17 protein-coding genes and 1 pseudogene are annotated in these 18,464 nt (G+C 70.3%); 1 reads left to right on the forward strand and 17 read right to left on the reverse strand.

All coding sequences use genetic code 11. The features are described 5' to 3' along the window. The 8 genes and pseudogenes from J7E91_RS30735 to J7E91_RS30770 all read right to left on the reverse strand — a co-directional run. Positions 1-880 (reverse strand): annotated as a pseudogene (locus J7E91_RS30735) (hypothetical protein); the annotation flags it as partial. Continuing rightward, positions 877-1,770 (reverse strand): xanthine dehydrogenase family protein subunit M, encoded by an 894-nt coding sequence (locus J7E91_RS30740; RefSeq protein WP_214910090.1) that lies wholly within the window; start codon positions 1,768-1,770, stop codon positions 877-879. The pseudogene J7E91_RS30735 and the gene J7E91_RS30740, both read right to left, overlap by 4 nt. Positions 1,771-2,059: 289 nt before the next feature. Then, positions 2,060-3,739 carry a beta-N-acetylhexosaminidase gene (locus J7E91_RS30745; protein WP_214910091.1) on the reverse strand — a complete coding sequence of 560 codons (1,680 nt, stop codon included), beginning with the start codon at positions 3,737-3,739 and terminating at the stop codon, positions 2,060-2,062. A gap of 4 nt (positions 3,740-3,743) precedes the next feature. Then, on the reverse strand, positions 3,744-4,577 hold the full coding sequence (locus tag J7E91_RS30750; RefSeq protein ID WP_214910092.1) for a carbohydrate ABC transporter permease: 834 nt from the start codon (positions 4,575-4,577) through the stop codon (positions 3,744-3,746). Then, positions 4,574-5,476, reverse strand: coding sequence for a carbohydrate ABC transporter permease (locus J7E91_RS30755; protein WP_374224805.1), 903 nt, complete (start codon positions 5,474-5,476; stop codon positions 4,574-4,576). The genes J7E91_RS30750 and J7E91_RS30755 overlap by 4 nt, the downstream gene beginning before the upstream one ends. Then, complete coding sequence (locus J7E91_RS30760) at positions 5,473-6,777, reverse strand: extracellular solute-binding protein (protein ID WP_214910094.1); 1,305 nt, start codon at positions 6,775-6,777, stop codon at positions 5,473-5,475. Before J7E91_RS30760 ends, J7E91_RS30755 begins: the two co-directional genes overlap by 4 nt. A 213-nt stretch (positions 6,778-6,990) precedes the next feature. Then, positions 6,991-7,302, reverse strand: coding sequence for a DUF3039 domain-containing protein (locus J7E91_RS30765; protein ID WP_028815328.1), 312 nt, complete (start codon positions 7,300-7,302; stop codon positions 6,991-6,993). A gap of 30 nt (positions 7,303-7,332) precedes the next feature. Beyond that, entirely contained in the window at positions 7,333-7,893 is a 561-nt protein-coding gene (locus J7E91_RS30770; RefSeq protein ID WP_214910097.1) for a YqgE/AlgH family protein, read from the reverse strand. 253 nt (positions 7,894-8,146) lie between these two features. Between J7E91_RS30770 and murA the strand changes: the two genes are divergently transcribed. Then, entirely contained in the window at positions 8,147-9,487 is a 1,341-nt protein-coding gene (gene murA / locus J7E91_RS30775) for a UDP-N-acetylglucosamine 1-carboxyvinyltransferase (RefSeq protein ID WP_214910099.1), read from the forward strand. Between the two features lie 94 nt (positions 9,488-9,581). On the opposite strand, the gene J7E91_RS30780 is transcribed toward murA, so the two are convergent. The 9 genes from J7E91_RS30780 to J7E91_RS30820 all read right to left on the reverse strand — a co-directional run. Beyond that, positions 9,582-9,743, reverse strand: a complete 162-nt coding sequence (locus J7E91_RS30780) for a hypothetical protein (RefSeq protein WP_214910101.1) — start codon at positions 9,741-9,743, stop codon at positions 9,582-9,584. 260 nt (positions 9,744-10,003) lie between these two features. Beyond that, entirely contained in the window at positions 10,004-10,285 is a 282-nt protein-coding gene (locus J7E91_RS30785; protein ID WP_028815325.1) for an HU family DNA-binding protein, read from the reverse strand. Positions 10,286-10,621: 336 nt separating this feature from the next. Beyond that, positions 10,622-12,055, reverse strand: a complete 1,434-nt coding sequence (locus J7E91_RS30790) for an NAD-dependent malic enzyme (RefSeq protein WP_214910103.1) — start codon at positions 12,053-12,055, stop codon at positions 10,622-10,624. Between the two features lie 383 nt (positions 12,056-12,438). Next, complete coding sequence (locus J7E91_RS30795; protein ID WP_374224806.1) at positions 12,439-14,853, reverse strand: UvrD-helicase domain-containing protein; 2,415 nt, start codon at positions 14,851-14,853, stop codon at positions 12,439-12,441. 96 nt (positions 14,854-14,949) lie between these two features. Continuing rightward, on the reverse strand, positions 14,950-15,708 hold the full coding sequence (locus J7E91_RS30800; RefSeq protein WP_214910105.1) for an anti-sigma factor: 759 nt from the start codon (positions 15,706-15,708) through the stop codon (positions 14,950-14,952). Then, positions 15,705-16,334, reverse strand: a complete 630-nt coding sequence (locus J7E91_RS30805; RefSeq protein ID WP_208857959.1) for a sigma-70 family RNA polymerase sigma factor — start codon at positions 16,332-16,334, stop codon at positions 15,705-15,707. Before J7E91_RS30805 ends, J7E91_RS30800 begins: the two co-directional genes overlap by 4 nt. A 106-nt stretch (positions 16,335-16,440) precedes the next feature. Next, complete coding sequence (locus tag J7E91_RS30810; protein WP_214910107.1) at positions 16,441-17,031, reverse strand: ABATE domain-containing protein; 591 nt, start codon at positions 17,029-17,031, stop codon at positions 16,441-16,443. Between the two features lie 78 nt (positions 17,032-17,109). Next, the gene (locus J7E91_RS30815) at positions 17,110-17,655 is read right to left on the reverse strand and encodes a GNAT family N-acetyltransferase (RefSeq protein WP_214910109.1); all 546 of its coding nucleotides are present in this window, start codon (positions 17,653-17,655) and stop codon (positions 17,110-17,112) included. Positions 17,656-18,201: 546 nt separating this feature from the next. After that, positions 18,202-18,464, reverse strand: a 263-nt coding sequence (locus tag J7E91_RS30820; RefSeq protein ID WP_214910112.1) for a winged helix-turn-helix domain-containing protein, incomplete at its 5' end; no start/stop codon positions are given.

An 18,464-nucleotide genomic window follows, 5' to 3' on the forward strand; every position in this document is an offset into this window, starting at 1 on the left:
TGCCGCGCCGGGGCGTCTCCTCGGGCGTCGAACGTTCGGGTACTGCGTTGGTTCGTTCGCGGTGGTTGCGTTCAACGCCCTGCGGGGAGCGCCCCGGCACGTCCCCTCCCGGCACCGTTGACTGCTGGGCGGGGGCGCTGGGGGAGCTGGCCGGCGTGTCCCCTCCCGGCAGCGTTGGCTGCTGGGCGGGGGCGCTGGGGGAGCTGGCCGGGGTGTTCCCTTCCGGCACCGTTGGCTGCTGGGCCGGGGTGGGGGCGTCCTGTGCCGGGGGCTGTGCTGTTGCCGGGGGCTCGGGCTCGAAGTCCTGGATGAGCCCGGGGGTCTGCGCGGGCTCATACGCGTGCGGGGCGGGGGTCCTGCCGTGCTCGGGGGCATGGGTGCCCTGGGCCGGGGGCTGCGCCGCCCACGGCGCGGGGGCGCCGCCCGGCAGCGTCTGGCTCGCATCGGACGTGTTCGCCCAGGGGGCCGCCGCGCCGCCCGGCAGGGTCGCCGGGGCGGTGCCCCAGTGGGACGCCAGGGCCGAGGTCGTGAACTCGCCCGATTCGTCCGGGAGGTCGCCGTCCGCCACCGGGATCGTCCACTGGCCCGTGAGCTCGGGCGCCACGGGCGGGGTCGGCTCGGGAGCCGTCTCGAAGTTCCACTGGCCCGTGGCCCCCGCGTCGTGCGGCTGCGCGCTCTGCGGTTCCGGCCAGCGCATCTCGCCCTGCGGCGGTACGTAGTCGTGGCCGGGCGCCGCCAACGGGTCGCCGTACGCGCCGAAGTCCGTCATGCCCTCGGGCAGGTGCACGAACGCCGTGGCCTCCGCGTCGTACTCGCCGCCCTGCGGGGTCGGCTGCCAGCCGCCGGGGTTCGGCGTCCCATGGTTCTCGTTCTCGCTCACGACAGTGCCCTCCCCAGCGCTCGTCGGGCCAGCGCGGCGACCGTGCGCCGCAGGTGCAGTACGGCGGGTGGCAGCGGCGGAGCGGCTTCCGTTCCGTCCGGAGCCGGGTCCGGGATGCAGGCTACTGCGACGTACTCGCCGAACGCCGCGCACGCCTCCGGCGCCAGCTTGCGGTCCGCGTCCCACTCGATCAGCGAGGCGATCCAGCGCTCCGCCTCCAGGGGCCGCAGCGGCATCGGCGCGATGGCGCCCACCGCGCACCGCACCTCGCGCCGCGCCGGGTCGAGGACCAGGGCGACGGACGCGGTGGCGCGGCCGGGGCCGGTGCGGCCGGTGGCCTTGAAGAAGACCTGGGGGGCGTGCAGGAGGGGTACGCGCACGAAGCCGATCAGCTCACCGGCGCCGAGCATGTCGCGGCCGGCGAGGAGGTGGGAGACGGGCGTCTCGCGGCGTGCTCCGCCGGGGCCCGCGATCACCAGCGTCGCCTCCATCGCGGCCAGCACGGGCAGGGTGTCGCCGGTGGGCGCGGCGGTGACGATGTTGCCGCCGAGCGTCCCGGCGTTACGGATCTGGGGCGGGCCGGCGGCGCGCGCGGCCGCCGCGAGCGCCGGGATGAGGGCCGCGAAGTCGGGCCGTCCCATCCGGGCGTGCGTGAGGCCGGCGCCGAGCAGCGCGTTTCCGTCCTGGTACCGCCAGCCCCTGATCTCGCTGATCCGCCCCAGCCCGACCAGGGCGGCGGGCCGCAGTTGCCCGGAGTTCACGGACGCCATCAGGTCCGTACCGCCCGCGACGGGCACGGCAGCGGGCATGGCGGTGAGTGCCGCCACGGCCTCGTCGAGCGAGGCCGGGAGCGTCACGGACTGCGCCGCCTGCGGTGCGTGCGTGGTCAACCCAGCTGCCCCTTCCCGGTGTCCCGGCTGTCCCGCCTGTTGCGCCGTACGGTACGTGCTCACAGTCCGGACGAGGCAACTCTGGCACATCTTGCGAACCGGCCGACGCGAGGGTCCACTAGGGGACCCTCGTCCCCGGCCAGGGCATTGGTCCGCTTTCGCACTTCGTGGGTGGTCAGGGCGAATTGGTGTCTTCAGCCGCTCTTGTGTTACTTAAGACTTATGCCGAGCCGGGGCGTCTCCACGGTCCCAGGCCCGGCACAGTGCGGCACGCTCCTTGCTCCGAGGCTCACACGTTTGGGGGCGACCCCTCGATCGGGCGTCCGAGAGTCGCCGGACTGCCGTCGGGGGCGGGGCGCTTCTGCCACGGCAACGGGCCGCCCGGCGGCCGGTAGCCGACACCCAGCGCGTCAAGCCGCTTGTAGTGGGCACGCATTCGCTCCTCGAAACCGGCGAAGTCGCGTTCGGCCGGTGCCGGCAGGTCGGCCCAGGCGACCTCGGCGAAGGCGGCCAGGCGGGGGAACGTCTGGTAGTCGACGCGGCTCTGGTTCTCCATCACCTCGGTCCAGACGTTGGCCTGGGTGCCCAGGATGTGCCGCGCTTCCTCGGGGGTGAGCTCCGGCGGTACGGGCTCGAAGCGGTAGACGTCCTCCAGCGTGCGTACGTACCCGATGGGCATCGGTTCGTCCGGGCCGCCGTCCTGGCGGTAGTCCAAGTACACCTGCTGCTTGGGGCACATGACGACGTCGTGGCCCGCTTTGGCGGCGGCGATTCCGCCCGCGTAACCGCGCCAGGAGGAAACGGCCGCTCCCGGTGCCGGCCCGCCTTCGAGGATTTCGTCCCAGCCGATGAGGCGGCGGCCGCGTTCGGTGAGCCAGGTGTCGAAGTGCCGGATGAACCAGGACTGGAGCTCTTCCTCGTCGGCCAGGTTGAATTCCTTGATACGGGCCTGGGCGGCCGGGGATTGCCTCCACTGGTCTTTCGGCGCCTCGTCGCCGCCGATGTGGATGAAGGCCGAGGGGAAGAGGGCCAGCACTTCCTCGAAGACGCCCTCGAAGAAGCGGAGGGTGTTGTCAGTGGGGGCGAGTACGTTCGGGTTAATGCCCCAGGTGTCCCAGACGGAGAGGGGGGTGGAGGTCGCGGTGATGACGTCTGTGTTGCCCAGTTCCGGATACGCGGCGATGGCGGCCTGCGCGTGGCCCGGAATGTCGATCTCGGGAACGACGGTGATATGCCGCTCGGCGGCGTACGCGACGATCTCCCGGATGTCGTCCTGCGTGTAGTAACCGCCGTGCGGTGCCTCGGTCCACAGGTCCGACGCCAGGTGGCCCCATTTGGTGCGCGCCCGCCACGCGCCGGTCTCCGTCAGTTTCGGGTGGCGCTTGATCTCGATGCGCCAGCCCTGGTCGTCGGTGAGGTGGAAGTGGAAGACGTTGAGCTTGTGCGCGGCGAGCAGGTCCAGATAGCGCAGCACGCCGTCCTTGGGCATGAAGTGGCGTGACACGTCGAGCATCAGGCCGCGCCAGGCGAAGCGCGGCTTGTCCTCGATGGCCACCATCGGTACGGACCACTGGCGGGTCGGGTCGATGGGCGCCCGCCGGAAAGCGTCCGGGCCGAGCAGTTGACGCAGGGTCTGGGCGCCCCAGAAGACGCCTGCCGCGCTTCCGCCCTCGATGAGGACGAGGTAGCCGTCGACGACGAGGCGGTAGCCCTCGGGGCCGAGTTCCTGGCCGACCTCGGGGTCGATCCGCAGTTCGACGCGGTTGCTGCCGCTGTCGCGTTCGGTGTCGTTGTCGGTGCCGTCGGGCAGGGGCAGCCCGGTGGCGGCGCCGACCGTGGCGCGCAGCCAGCGAGCTACGCCCTCGGTGCCGGGGCGGGCGAACAGGGCGGTGTCGTGGCCGAGGGGGTAGTGGCCCTGGGGCGGGGGCGCCCAGGCCGCGGCTCCGGGAGCCGGTACCAGATCGAGCATGGCGTCAGTCCTTAACCGCTCCGCCCAGACCGGAGACCAGGCGTCGCTGTACGAGTACGAAGAAGACCAGCACCGGGACGGTCATCACCGTCGACGCTGCCATGATCCCGCCCCAGTCATTCTCCTCGGGCTTGAAGAAAACCAGCAGTGCCATCGGAAGTGTCGACTGCGAGGTGTCGCTGATGATGAAGGACTTGGCGAAGAGGAAGTCGTTCCAGGTGGAGATGAAGGAGAAGACGCTGGTCGCGACCAGGCCGGGGAAGACCAGCGGGAAAAGGATCTGCCACAGGAAGCGGGTGCGGCTCGCCCCGTCGATGTACGCCGCCTCCTCCAGCGCCTCGGGAACGGCCTTCACGAAGCCGCGCAGCATCCACACCGCGAAGGGCAGTGAGAAGGCGATGTGCGGCAGGATCAGCGAGCCGAGCGTATTGAGCTGTCCGAAGTCCCTCATCAGGAAGAAGAGAGGGATCGTCAGCGCCTCGATCGGCACCATCTGGGCCACCAGGAACATGATCAGGAGTGTGGTGCGGAACGTGAAGCGGAAGCGGGTGACCGCTGTCGCCGCCAGGAACGCGATCAGCGCGGAAGCGATCACGACGATGGAGGCGACCACCAGGCTGTTGAGGAAATAGCGGCCGAATTCCTGCTGTTCGAAGACGCGCCGGAAGGAGTCGAGGGACGGGGAAAGTGTCCATGGCCTGGGTTCTGTCGACTGGATCTCGTCCGCCGGCTTGAAGGCGGAAAGCACCATCCAGTAGAGGGGGAACGCCACGGCCAGTGCGACGAGGAGAGCCGTTGCCTCCGCCGCGAGGCGCCAGGGACGGCGTACGAGGGTCATAGTCCTTCTCCCTGGCGTCGCAGCAGCCGCAGGTGGACGAGGGTGACGGAGAGCAGAATCAGCAGCATGACGACGCCGATCGCCGAGCCGAGGCTGTACTGCGAGGACGCGAAGGCCTTTTGGTAGGCGTAGACGTTGAGGACGAGGTTCTGGCCGGCAATGCCGCCGCCGTTGGTCATGACGTAGATCTGGGTGAAGATCTTGAAGTCCCAGATGACCGACTGGATGGTGACGACCACCAGGATGGGCCGCAGCATCGGCGCCATGACCGCCCGCCAGATCCGCCACTGCGAGGCCCCGTCGAGGGACGCCGCCTCCAGCACCTCCGCCGGGATCGCCCGGATGCCCGCGTACACGGTCACCATCACGAACGGGAAGGAGCACCACACGACTTCGAGGAGTACGAGCGCGAAGGCGCTGTAGCGGCCGTACGTCCACGAGTGGTCGCCGAGGCCGAGGAGTCTGTTGACGGGGCCGAAGTCGGGGTCGAAGAGAAACACCCAGACGGTGGACCCGGTGATCGCCGGAGTGGCCCACGCGCCGAGCGCGGCCATCATGAGTGCGAGTCGCGGGACGGCCCGTATCCGTGTCAGGAGTACGGCGAGTGCGCAGCCGAGCGACAGTGTGGCGAGGACGCAGGCCGCCGCGAAAACGACGGTCGCGAGGAGCACCTGCCAGAACTGCGGGTCGCCGAAGAGCGTGGCGTAGTTCCCCAGCCCCTTGAAGGTGGTCGGCTCACCGCCGCTGACCTGCGCCTGCGTGTACTCCAGGAAGGAGATCAGGCCGAGCTGGTAGATGGGATAGACCAGCAGGCCGCCGAGTACGACGAGGGCGGGCGCCAGGTAGAGCCACGGCGTCCAGCCGCCGGAGTGCCGTGCGGTCGCGTTCATACCGCTCAACGCGCCGCGCCGAACGCGTCGTTCATCTTCTTCGCCGCGTCACCGGAGGCCGCCGCCACGTCCTTACGTCCGCTGACGACTTCCTGGAACATCGTCGGCAGAACGAGGGAGGAGTCGATCTGCGCCCAGCCGGGCGAGGCCGGAGCCGCCTTGGCGCCCGCCGCGAGCGTCTTGATGAAGGGCTCGACGAAGGGCTCCTTCTTCGCCGCCGTCTCGCGCACGTCGGTGTACGTCGGCAGGAACCCCATCGCGTCGAAGAGTTCCTCCTGGGTCGTCTTTCCGGTGAGCTGCTTCATCAGGTCGACTGCCAGCGTGCGGTGCGAACTGCTCTTCAGTACGCCGATGTTGTTGCCGCCCGCGAACGCCGGCGCGATCTCGCCCGCCTTGACGCCGGGCAGCGGCACCACCGCGTACTTGCCCTTCACCCTGCCCGCCTCGACGGCGGCATGGCTGAAGTCCCCGCCGATGGCCATGCCCGCCTTGCCGGACGCGAAGGCGGTGACGGTGTCGTTGCCGCCCATCTCCGCGCATTTGGCGGCCGGGCAGTTGTCGGGGCCGAAGAGCGAGGTGTACGCCTTGATGCCCTTCTGGGCGGCCGGGCTGTCGATGGCGGAGGTGTAACTTCCGCCGCTCTCCTCGGCGAGTTCCCCGCCGTTGGCCCAGATGAACGGCATCGCGCCGTACGTGTACGCGCCGCCGACCGCGAGCCCGTACATGGCCGGCTTCGCCTTGCGGATCTTCTTTGCGGTGGTGACGAGTTCGGCCTGCGAGGTGGGCGGCCTGAGTCCCAGGTCCTTGAAGACGTCGGTGCGGTAGTAGAGGGCGCGTACGCCGACGAAGACCGGGGCGCCGTAGACCTTGCCGTCGACGGTCACCGACTGCTTGGCCGTGGGGTCGGTGTCCTTGGCTTCGGCCCAGGCGTCGAAGTCGGCGGTGACGTCGGCGAGTCCGCCGTCCTTGACGTAACCGGCGGTGTCGGTGTTGCCGTACTCGATCAGGTCGGGGGCGCTCTTCGGGTCGTTGAACGCGGCCTTGATCTTCTGGGCGCGGGTCTCGACCGGTATGTACTCGATCTCGACGTCGGTGTCCTTGTGCCGCGCGCGGAAGGCGTCGACGGCGCGGTCCACGACCTCCTGCTTGGGCTCGTTGCTGACTTCCTGGAAGAGCCAGACGCGCAGCGTGCCGCTCTTCTCGTCCTTCTTCGCGCTGTTGTCGGAGGTCTGCGGGGCGCAGGCGGTGGCGGTGAGGCCGGCCAGTACAAAAGCGGCCGTGGGCACGGCGATTCGGGCAGAGAGCTTCATCCGGGACTCCTGTGAGTCGGCGTTGCAACATACGCAACATCGGTTTCGCGCTGCACAACAGGCAGGAATCTAGATCGGCCGCCACGAGCCGACAAGAGGTCTGTACCACCTCTCCACCACCTTGTGACCGGCCGGAGCACCCTGTGCAACGCGAACGGCCCCGCGGCACGCCGATGCGCACCGCGGGGGCCGGCCCCGTACTACCGCTTACCGCTACTTCTTGCCGCTGCTGTCCTTGCCGCCCTTGCCACCCTTGTCCTTGTCGCCACCCGCGCCGAGAGACTCGAAGATCTCCTTGCACATGGGGCAGACCGGATACTTCTTCGGGTCGCGGCCCGGAACCCAGACCTTGCCGCAGAGCGCGACGACGGGCGTACCGTCGAGGGCGCTCGCCATGATCTTGTCCTTCTGGACGTAATGGGCGTACCGCTCGTGGTCTCCGTCGCCGCGCGAGGTCTGCGGCGTCGGCTCGACGAGGGTCCCCGTACCTGCCCCGCGCTCGGGCTCGGGCTCAAGAGTGCTCATGGCGTCCAAGGGTACCCACCCCCGGACCGTTCAGTTGAGGCTCGGATCGTCCGGATACGTGGCGATCATCGCGAGTTTGCTGCGCTGCCTGCGCAGTACGGCCCGCCACAGGCTCTCCGGCTCCGGCGACGACACGTCGCCGGGCTCCGACTCCACGACGTACCAGGCACCGGTCTTGAGTTCGTCCTCCAGCTGGCCGGGTCCCCACCCCGAGTACCCGGCGAAGATCCGCAGCGAGCCGAGCGCGGCCGCGAGGAGTTCCGGCGGGGCCTCCAGGTCGACGAGGCCGATCGCGCCGTACACGCGCCGCCAGCCCAGGGGGCCCTCGTCGCCGGGGATCACCGCGACGCCGAGCGCGGAGTCGAGCGAGACGGGACCGCCCTGGAAGACGACGCCCGGATCGCCCGCGAGGCCCGCCCAGGGCAGCAGGATGTCGCCGACACCCACCGGCGTCGGGCGGTTGAGGACGACGCCGAGCGAGCCCTCATCGTCGTGGTCGATGAGGAGCACCACCGCGCGGTCGAAATTCGGGTCCGCGAGGGCCGGACTGGCCACCAGCAGCCGTCCTGTGAGCGAGGACACCTCCGTCATGCCAGACATGATCCCGCACATTCGCCCTCCTGGGGGAGCGGACGGCGGTGTGCAAGGCTGCGCAGCTCAGGGCGCACCGCAGCAACGGGAGCGCGTGCCCGCGGAACGTCACACTCCGCAGAGGCTGCTGTGCGGAGCGTGTTGTGTCTGATTCATGACATACGCGAAGCCCGCTTGGCCTTATGGCACAGGGGTAGTCGCCCCTTACTCTTTTCTCTGGCCACCTGTCCGACAACTCCGGAACGCGAGATCCATGACCGGCACTGAAGATGTACTGCTCGTCCACGGCGGCACCCCGCTCGAGGGCGAGATCCGCGTCCGCGGCGCGAAGAACCTGGTGCCGAAGGCGATGGTCGCCGCGCTCCTCGGCAGCGGACCGAGCCGACTGCGCAACGTGCCCGACATCCGTGACGTGCGCGTCGTACGCGGACTGCTCCAGCTGCACGGCGTGACGGTGCGCCCCGGCGAGGAACCGGGCGAGCTGGTCCTCGACCCGTCCCACGTCGAGTCCGCCAACGTCGCCGACATCGACGCGCACGCCGGCTCCTCGCGCATCCCGATCCTGTTCTGCGGCCCGCTGCTGCACCGGCTCGGCCACGCCTTCATCCCGGGCCTGGGCGGCTGCGACATCGGCGGCCGGCCGATCGACTTCCACTTCGAGGTGCTGCGGCAGTTCGGCGCGACGATCGAGAAGCGCGCGGACGGCCAGTACCTGGAGGCCCCGCAGCGGCTGCGCGGCTGCAAGATCCGGCTGCCGTACCCGTCGGTCGGCTCGACGGAGCAGGTGCTCCTGACGGCCGTGCTGGCCGAGGGCGTCACCGAGCTGTCGAACGCGGCCGTGGAGCCGGAGATCGAGGACCTCATCTGCGTACTGCAGAAGATGGGCGCGATCATCTCCATGGACACCGACCGGACCATCCGGATCACCGGTGTCGACTCGCTCGGCGGCTACAACCACCGCGCGCTCCCGGACCGCCTGGAGGCGGCCTCCTGGGCGTCGGCGGCGCTCGCCACCGAGGGCAACATCTACGTGCGCGGCGCCCAGCAGCGCTCGATGATGACCTTCCTGAACACCTACCGCCGGGTCGGCGGCGCCTTCGAGATCGACGACGAGGGCATCCGCTTCTGGCACCCGGGCGGCCCGCTCAACGCGATCGCCCTGGAGACCGACGTACACCCCGGTTTCCAGACCGACTGGCAGCAGCCGCTGGTCGTCGCCCTGACGCAGGCGTCCGGCCTGTCCATCGTCCACGAGACGGTGTACGAGTCGCGCCTGGGCTTCACCTCCGCGCTGAACCAGATGGGCGCGCACATCCAGCTCTACCGCGAGTGCCTCGGCGGCTCCGACTGCCGCTTCGGCCAGCGCAACTTCCTGCACTCGGCGGTCGTCAGCGGCCCGACGAAGCTCCAGGGCGCGGATCTGGTCATCCCCGACCTGCGCGGCGGCTTCTCGTACCTGATCGCGGCCCTCGCGGCCCAGGGCACGTCCCGGGTCCACGGCATCGACCTGATCAACCGCGGCTACGAGAACTTCATGGAGAAGCTCGTGGAACTCGGCGCGAAGGTCGAGCTGCCGGGCGGCGCGCTCGTCTGAGGTTCTGATGTTCTGAGGTTCCAGCACGCCGAAGGGGCGGCCGTCCGGATCACCGGGTGGCCGCCCCTTTCGCTGTGCTCGGTCCTCGCGGGGCTCAGTCCTTTTCCGCGGACACCGAGGCGCCCTTCGACGCCTGGCCGTCGTCGCCGGACGAGGACGGCGCCGCTCCGATGCTGGCGGCGAGCGTCGCCGTCAGGAGCGCCGCGCCCACCAGGAGGAGGGAACGGCTCGGCCGGGCCGGGTGTGATTCGCGCACGGGTCTGCTCCAGGGTCACTGATTCGGCGAAAGCGCGCCTTACCAGTTTCCCGACGTGTAAACCTATGAGTCCTGTCCGTCTTTCGCGGCCGCCGGAGGCCGTGAGCGGCCTTCTGCGGGGGTACGGCGACCGGCCCGGCCCCCTGGAGCCCCCGGGCCCGTCGCGGGCCTCCACCGCGGTACACGTGCGTGCGTACGCCGAAGGGGGCGGCCACCCGGCATATTCCGGATGACCGCCCCCTTCGGGTCTGCCCTGGGTGTTACTTGCCCTTGGCGGCTTCCTTGAGCTTGGAGCCCGCGGAGACCTTCACGCTGTAGCCGGCCGGGATCTGGATCGGGTCGCCGGTCTGCGGGTTACGAGCGGTGCGAGCGGCACGGTGGGTGCGCTCGAAGGTCAGGAAGCCGGGGATGGTGACCTTCTCGTCGCCCTTGGCGACGATCTCACCGACGGTCTCGGCGAGAGCGGCCAGCACGGCGTCGGCGTCCTTGCGGGTCACGTCGGCGCGGTCGGCCAGCGCGGCCACCAGCTCACTGCGGTTCATGTTGTTACTCCCGTGTTCTTCTTGCCTGTAAGGCGTGAGATCGAAGCCGATGCTGCCAGGGCCCTCGGACAGTCCCCGGACCCGGGTCTGTCGTCAGACCCTCGCGCCCAAATACGCATCCTGCCCCCACCAGCGGCGGGAAAGCCAATCCGGCACCCTCCGGAGTCACACGAAAAGCGCCACAGGTTCCACTTGGTGACGCTCCGTCCGCTGCCGGAAGCGGACCGCAGGGCTCTGCAGGGGTCCTGCGGGCTCATTGCCCGCCACCCTAGAGGGGGCCGTGAGGCCCTGCGACCCGCGACGCGCCGGGTGATCCGCCGAGACCACCGGGAAACGTCAGGCGGACGTGGAACCGGTCACAGCGGATCCCACCGACTTGGCCGCCGTACGGACGGCGCCCGCCACCGCGCCCGCCACCTTGTCGTTGAAGACCGACGGGATGATGTAGTTCGCGTTGAGCTCGTCCTCGGTGACGACGTCCGCGAGGGCGGCCGCGGCGGCGAGCATCATCTCCGTGTTGACGGTACGGGAGTGGGCGTCCAGGAGGCCGCGGAAGACGCCCGGGAAGACCAGCACGTTGTTGATCTGGTTCGGGAAGTCGGAGCGGCCCGTGGCCACAACAGCCGCCGTCTGACGGGCGATTGCGGGCTCGACCTCGGGGTCCGGGTTCGCGAGCGCGAACACGATCGCACCGTCCGCCATGGCCGCGACGTCGTCGCCGTTCAGGACGTTGGGGGCCGAGACGCCGATGAAGACGTCCGCGCCGACCACGGCCTCCTTGAGGGTGCCGGTGACGCCCTCCGGGTTGGTGTTGTCGGCGATCCAGCGCAGCGGCGATTCGGGAGCGGCGTCGACGAGGTCCTCGCGGCCCGCGTGCACCACGCCGTGGATGTCGGCGACGACCGCGTGCTTGACGCCCGCCGCGATCAGGAGCTTGAGGATGGCCGTACCGGCCGCGCCCGCACCGGACATGACGACCCGTACGTCACCGATCGACTTGCCGACCACGCGCAGCGCGTTGGTGAGTGAGGCGAGAACCACAATCGCCGTGCCGTGCTGGTCGTCGTGGAAGACGGGGATGTCGAGGGCCTCGCGCAGGCGGGCCTCGATCTCGAAGCAGCGGGGCGCGGAGATGTCTTCGAGGTTGATGCCCGCGAAGCCGGGAGCGATCGCCTTGACGATCTCGACAATGGCGTCGGTGTCCTGGGTGTCCAGGCAGATCGGCCACGCGTCGATGCCGGCGAAGCGCTTGAAGAGGGCCGCCTTGCCCTCCATGACGGGCAGCGCGGCCATCGGGCCGATGTTGCCCAGGCCGAGCACCGCGGACCCGTCCGTCACCACGGCGACGGAGTTGCGCTTGATGGTGAGCCGGCGGGCGTCCTCGGGGTTCTCGGCGATCGCCATGCACACGCGGGCGACACCCGGCGTGTAGATCATCGAGAGGTCGTCACGGTTGCGGATGGGGTGCTTGGACGCCATCTCGATCTTGCCGCCGAGGTGCATCAGGAACGTACGGTCGGAGACCTTGCCCAGGGTCACGCCCTCGATGCCGCGCAGGCCCTCGACGATCTCGTCGGCGTGCGCGGTCGAGCTCGCCGCGATCGTGACGTCGATCCGAAGCTTCTCGTGGCCGGAGGCGGTCACGTCGAGGCCGGTCACCGACCCGCCGTGGGACTCGACGGCCGTGGTGAGCTGGCTGACCGCGGTCCCGCTCGCGGGGACCTCCAGCCGGACCGTCATCGAGTACGAGACGCTGGGCGCCGTTGCCATGGCCGACTTCCTCTGCTTTCACTGGCTTCGTTGCTACGCGGCCGCGACTGGTGCCCGGCGGCGCCTTCCGATGGTCGCACCTACCAGCGGGTAGCAGGTAATGCGGTCATTTTATTTTCGGAAAGTAGTTTCCACCATACGAGAACCACAGGTGAAACAGAAGAGGCCCGCGGTACCCGAGGGTTCCGCGGACCTCTTCTTTGTATGTACGTACTAGATCTAGGTGGCACCGACCCGCCATGCTCGCCTCGCGGCAAGTGGTCGCTCGAAGCGACGAAGGTTGGGCCCGGGGGCTTGGATCGAGCCGGTGCCACAACCAGGCTAACAAACCACTCCGGTAAGTGATTCCACGATGGCGGGTTGACCCTGGTTCAGGCGCTGTGTCAGCCCTTCAGCAGCGCCGGGACCCCGTCCGCGCCGGGCTTGTCACGCTCCCCCGACACGACCGTGAGCTGCTGCGTCGCGCGCGTCAGCGCCACGTACAGCACCCGCAGGCCGGCCGGCGACTCCTCCGCGATCTCGGCCGGCGATACGACGACCGTCGCGTCGTACTCCAGCCCCTTCGCCTCCAGACTGCCGAGCGCCACCACCCGCTCGCCGAGCGGCGCGAGCCACTTGCGCGCCTGCGCGCGCCGGTGCATCGCGACGACTACGCCGACCGTGCCGTCCACGCGGTCCAGGAGGCGCTGCGCCTCCTCACGGGTGGTCCGGGCGAGGGCAGTGCCGTCGGTGTCCCGTACGACACTGAAGCGCGGCTCCACGCCCGTGGAGCGGACCGCCGCGGGCGACTCCATGCCGGGCATCGCGAGGGCCAGGACCTTCGCCGCCAGGGCGGCGATCTCCGCCGGGTTGCGGTAGTTCACGGTCAGCGTGAAACGGCGGCGCGGGCGGGCGCCGAGTGCCTCGTCGCGGGCCGCCGCCGCCTCGTCCGGGTCCGTCCACGAGGACTGCGCCGCGTCGCCCACAATCGTCCACGTGGCGTGCCGGCCCCGGCGGCCGACCATCCGCCACTGCATGGGCGTGAGGTCCTGCGCCTCGTCGACGATCACGTGCGCGTACTCGGTGCGCTCCTGCGCCAGCCGCTCGGCCCGCTCCCACTGCGTCTCCTCGCGCTGCGGCATGAGCTCTTCCAGGCCGCTGAGGTGGTCGAGCGGGTCGTACTCGCGCTTCTTCCTGGGGCGGGCCGGGGTGCCGAGCAGCGTGCTGAGCTCGTCGAGGAGCGCCACGTCGTGCACGGACAGCGGGCCGGTTCCTTCGGCGTCCAGGCGGCGCAGGGAGCGCGCCAGCTGGCGGGTCTCGCGCGGATTCAGTACGCGGCGGGCCCAGCGGCCGAGCCGCCTCTCGTCGGCCATGGCGGCGAGCACGCGGCGCGGGGTGAGCTCGGGCCACCAGGCGTCGAGGAAGTTGATGAACTCCGGCTCGGTGGAGATGTCCTCGTCGAAGCCGGAGCGCAGCTCGGCGATCAGCTCCTGGTCCGTGTATCTTCCGCGACCGCTGGACTTCGACCACAGGGCGTCCAGGAGCAGCTTGCGGGCGCGGGGGCGCAGCAGGTTGACGGGGGCGGTGCCGCTGAGGACGTTGTGGCGGATGCGGTGCAGCTCGTCGGCGTCCAGCTCCACGCGCTGGCCGAAGGCGACCACGCGCAGGCGGGTGGGGGTCCGGGGCTCGCCCGGTTCGTTCTCCTCCTCGCCGAAGGTCAGCTGGCCGTCCTCGGCGGGGGCCGGCGGCGCGGGCGGCGCGTCCAGGGCGCCGCGCGCCGCGTTGCGCAGCACCTTGAGCATCCGCGAGGAGCCCTTGATGCGGGAGATGTTCGGTTCGTCGTACGTCGATGCCTCCGCGCCGTCGACCAGCGAGCCCACCGCGCGGATCGCGACCTGCCCCTCCTCGCCGAGGGAGGGCAGCACGCCCTCGGTGTACGCGACGAGCAGCGGGGTCGGGGACACGATGAGGATGCCGCCCGCGTACTTGCGCCGGTTCTGGTACAGCAGGTACGCGGCGCGGTGCAGGGCCACGGCGGTCTTGCCGGTGCCGGGGCCGCCGGAGACCTCCGTGACGGAGGCGGCGGGGGCGCGGATGACCATGTCCTGCTCGGCCTGGATGGACGACACGATGTCGCGCATGGTGTGGCTGCGGGCCTGGCCGAGGGCGGCCATGAGCGCCCCGTCGCCGATGACGGGGAGTGCCTCGCCGTTCAGGGTGGCGGTCAGCTCCGGGCGCATCAGGTCGTCCTCGACGCCGAGCACCTTGCGGCCCTTGGAGCGGATGACCCGGCGGCGTACGACGCGGCCCGGCTCCTTGGGCGTGGAGCGGTAGAACGGCGCCGCGGCCGGGGCGCGCCAGTCGATGACCAGCGGGCTGTAGTCGGAGTCGAGTACGCCGATACGCCCGATGTGCAGCGTCTCCGCGATGTCCGCGGTGAGGTCGGGGCGTACCGCGTTCTCGGCAGGCTCCACCGAGGTGAACGCGCCGTCCGGGCCCTTCTCGCCGTCCTTGCCACGGAGCAGGTCGATGCGTCCGAAGAGGAAGTCCTCGAATTCGTTGTTGAGCCGGTTGAGGTGAATTCCGGCGCGGAAAACCTGCGCGTCCCGCTCGGCGAGCGCGCCCGGCGTACCGACCTGACCGCGTTTCGCGGCGTCGTGCATGAGGAATTCCGCCTCGTGGATCTTCTCCTCCAGACGGCGGTACACCTGATCCAGATGATCCTGTTCCACACCGATTTCGCGGGTCCGTGCCGACTCCTGCGAGGAGGAGTCGGCAGCGGAATTCACGGAATCGACAGCGGCATCCTGCGCGGCCACCGAGGCCCCCTTCTGACGTGCTGCGGGCAGCCGTCAACCGTACGCGACGGGGGGCCGCGACCGCACCTGTCAGGAGCGGGGAATTGTGCTGATCTGTCAGGCTTCGACCTCGACCAGGCGCTTTCCGTCGAAGGTCCGGACCTCGAAGTGGTCGATTTCGTTACGGTTCATCGCCGCCCCGCCGTGGACGTACAGCGGGTTCTTCGCGGCCTTGTGCGTGCTGTCCGGGATGCCGTATCCCCAGGCGGGGACCGCCCAGGTCGTCACCGTCTCTTCTTTGCCGTCCTTCGAGACCGCGATCAGGCTGCACTTCAGCGGGCCCCGGACATTCTTGAGCTCCAGAACGGTGTGGGTGCCCCACGCCTTCTTTTCCATGCCCACCGTCGCGCTGACCTTCGTGGCGGCGTCGGTCGCGACGATCTTCTCCTCCATGTGGTTGAAGAAGGCGTCCTCGGCGGGGCTCGTGGGGTGGGGTTCCCCGGCGATGTTCCGGTCCGGGTCGTTGTTGCCGGAGGTGGCCACCACGGCGATCGTCGGACCGCCGACCACCAGCACCGCGGCGGCGGCGACCAGGTAGAACCCTCGGCGGCGGCGCTGCGCGCGGCCCGCGGCCACCTCGTCGGTGAGCCTGCTGAGGAGCTGGGGGCTCGGCTCGGTCAACCGCGGGGGCGGGCCCGGGGCCTCGGCCAGGGCCGCCATCAGCGGCTCCATGCCCGCGAAGTCGTCGAGCTGGGCGGCGCAGTACTCGCAGTAGGCCAGGTGGGCCTCGAAGGCGGTGGCATCCGCGTCGTCCAGGATGCCGAGCACGTATGCGCCGACGGCGTCATGCTCGGAGTGCCGGTCGTACGTCGTCATGCCGTCACCCCTCGTTCCTCCAGCGCGAGCTTCATGGAGCGCAGTGCGTAGAAGACCCGGGACCTGACGGTCCCACTGGGTATGCCGAGCACTTCGGCCGCCTCATTGACCGTACGCCCTCTGAAATACGTCTCGACGAGTGCTTCCCGGTGAGCGGGAGTCAAATCGTCGAGCGCGTCGGAGAGCGTCATCAGCCACAGCGCCTTGTCGATCTCGTCCTCCGCGGGCATGACCTCCAGCGGTGACGGATCGACCTCCTGCGGCCGGGACTGCCGGCTGCGATGGTTGTCGATGACGATGCGTCGTGCGACCGTCACCAGCCAGGGGCGGACAGAACCGGTCGCCCGGTTGAGCTGACCGGCGTTCTTCCAGGCACGGATGAGCGTCTCCTGTACGACGTCCTCTGCCCGCTGGCGGTCACCCGCGACGAGGCGGAGTACGTAGGCGAGCAGCGGTCCGGCGTGTTCGCGGTAGAGCGCGCGCATCAACTCCTCGTCCGGCGTCGGTTTTTCGGCGCGCGGACGCTCGCTTCGATGTCGAGCCCTGTGCTGACGGCTATCGGCCACGGCCGCATCCTCGCGCACCCGAACCTCCCGGTCGAGACCCTGTGTGGCTCCCTCCACCATCACTACGCAGGGGTTCGGCGATCGACTCAACGCAATCCGAAAAACTTTTCAGACGGGATGCTGCGCGGGCTGCTGTGCTGGCTCAGGCGCGGGATGCGGCGCTGGCTCAGGCGCGGGATGCGGCTGTCGCCCGGCGCCGGTGGCGGGCCACCCGTTCCCGGTTGCCGCACACCTCGCTGGAGCACCAGCGCCTGCGGCGGCCCCTGGACGTATCGAGATACAGGCGGCGGCAGTTGTCGCCCTCGCACTGGCGCAGCAGGGCGCGGGCGGCGGGGTCGGTCAGCAGGTCCACCGTGTCGCGGGCGACGGCGGCGAGCAGCGGTGCGCACTCGGGGGCGCCGCTGAGGGTCCTGATCCAGGCGCCGTCCCTGGTGCGTACGGCTCTGACGCCGGGGGGTGCGGTGGCGGCAAGCGCGTTGATGTGGTGGAGGGCGTGGGGAGCGGGGCGGCCGGCGAGCGCGGCGTGGGCCAACTCTGCGACGTACTGGCGCACTTCCGTGAACTGGTGGACCCACTCGTCGTCCACGGCGTCCAGCGCCGCCTCGCCGGGGACGAGCTTCGCGCCCACGAGCCACTCCCGGAGGCGTCCGGGGTGGCTCAGCTGGTCGGTGCTGTGCGCTCCTGTCGCCACCAGGTCCAGACAGACCCGTCCGGAATCGAACCGCAACTCGCACGAGCCTGTGCTGCCCGCTGCCATGCGTCTGTCACCGCCTCGAGGTTACCGGTGGGTGTCGTCCCCCAGAGTGCCCGGCGACGGGGTCCGCCGGAACCCCTCCTACCGGTGCAGGATGCGCTGAAAGAGCTTGTGGTCGCGCCACTCGCCGTTGATGTGGAGGTAGTCGGGGGCGATACCGATCTCCTCGAATCCCGCCTTGACCAGGACGCGTTGGGACGCGGCGTTGTCGAGAACGGTGCCGGCTTCGACGCGGTGCAGGCCGAGGTCGTCGCGGGCGGCACGGCAGACCTCGGTCACGGCGGCGGTGGCGAGGCCGCGGCCGGTGCGGGTTACGTCGATCCAGTAGCCGAGGTTCGCGCTGCGGAAGGGGCCCAGGACGATGTTGGAGAGGGTGAATCCGCCGATGACAATCTCACCCTCCGCCAGGACCCAGGGCACGGCGCGCCCGGCCGCGAGTTCCGCGAGGCGGGCGGCCAGCCGGTCGGCCTGGCCCTCGGGCGTGAAGAAGGAGCCGGGGCGGTCCGGCTCCCAGGGGCGCATGTACTCACGGCTGCGAGCCAGGGCTTCGGCGAGCGGTCGGGCGTCGTCCGGGGTCGCGGGGCGAAGCGTGATGCCGTCTGCGATGGTCCGGGGGTCAGAGATCATCCCCGTACGGTAGAGGCCGGGCGCAGGGGCGTTGGGTCGGTGCGGCGCCGGGGCGGCCGGGTGTGCGTCGCTTCGGGGGGTCGCGTGCGCGGGGCGTTGGGGTCGGTGCCGCGCCGGGGCGTCTCCTCGGGCGTCGAACGTTCGGGTAGGTGTGGGTTCGTTCGCGGTGGTTGCGTTCAACGCCCTGCGGGGAGCGCCCCGACACGTCCCCTCACCGGCGGCCTGGCAGGTGAGGCGGGGCTGGGCGTGGCCTCAGGGCGGCTGACGGGCTGGACGCGGCAGCAGCAGGCAAACCCAGTGTGGACATCCAGCCCCTCCGGCGATTGAGGAGCGGGGCCTGGAGCGGAGCCCCAGCAACCCCCGGCCCCATCCAGCCCCTCCGGCTGGCCCCATCCAGCCCCTCCGGCGATTGAGGAGCGGGGTCTGGGGCGGAGCCCCTCACGCGGCGGAGCCGCAAAGTGTCACAGCGGGAAGGGGCGGGGCGGGGTGGGGTGGGGAAGGCTGGGCTCCGGCCTCCCCTGGCCGCCCGCTGCGCTGGGCCGGGGGCTACGCGTCCGCGTACTTCGTGTCCGCCGCGGGGTCCAGGGCCAGGCGGTAGCCGCGTTTGACCACCGTCTGGATGAGGTTGGGGGCGCCCAGGGAGGCACGCAGGCGGGCCATCGCCGTCTCTACGGCGTGTTCGTCGCGGCCGGAGCCAGGCAGCGCGCGCAGCAGGTCCGCTCGGGAGACCACCCAGCCGGGGCGGCGGACCAGGGCCCGCAGCAGGGACATCCCGGCCGGCGGCACAGGGCGCAGTTCGCCGTCGACCA

The sequence above is a fragment of the Streptomyces sp. ISL-99 genome (genome assembly GCF_018614005.1).
GTDB lineage: Bacteria > Actinomycetota > Actinomycetes > Streptomycetales > Streptomycetaceae > Streptomyces > Streptomyces flavidovirens.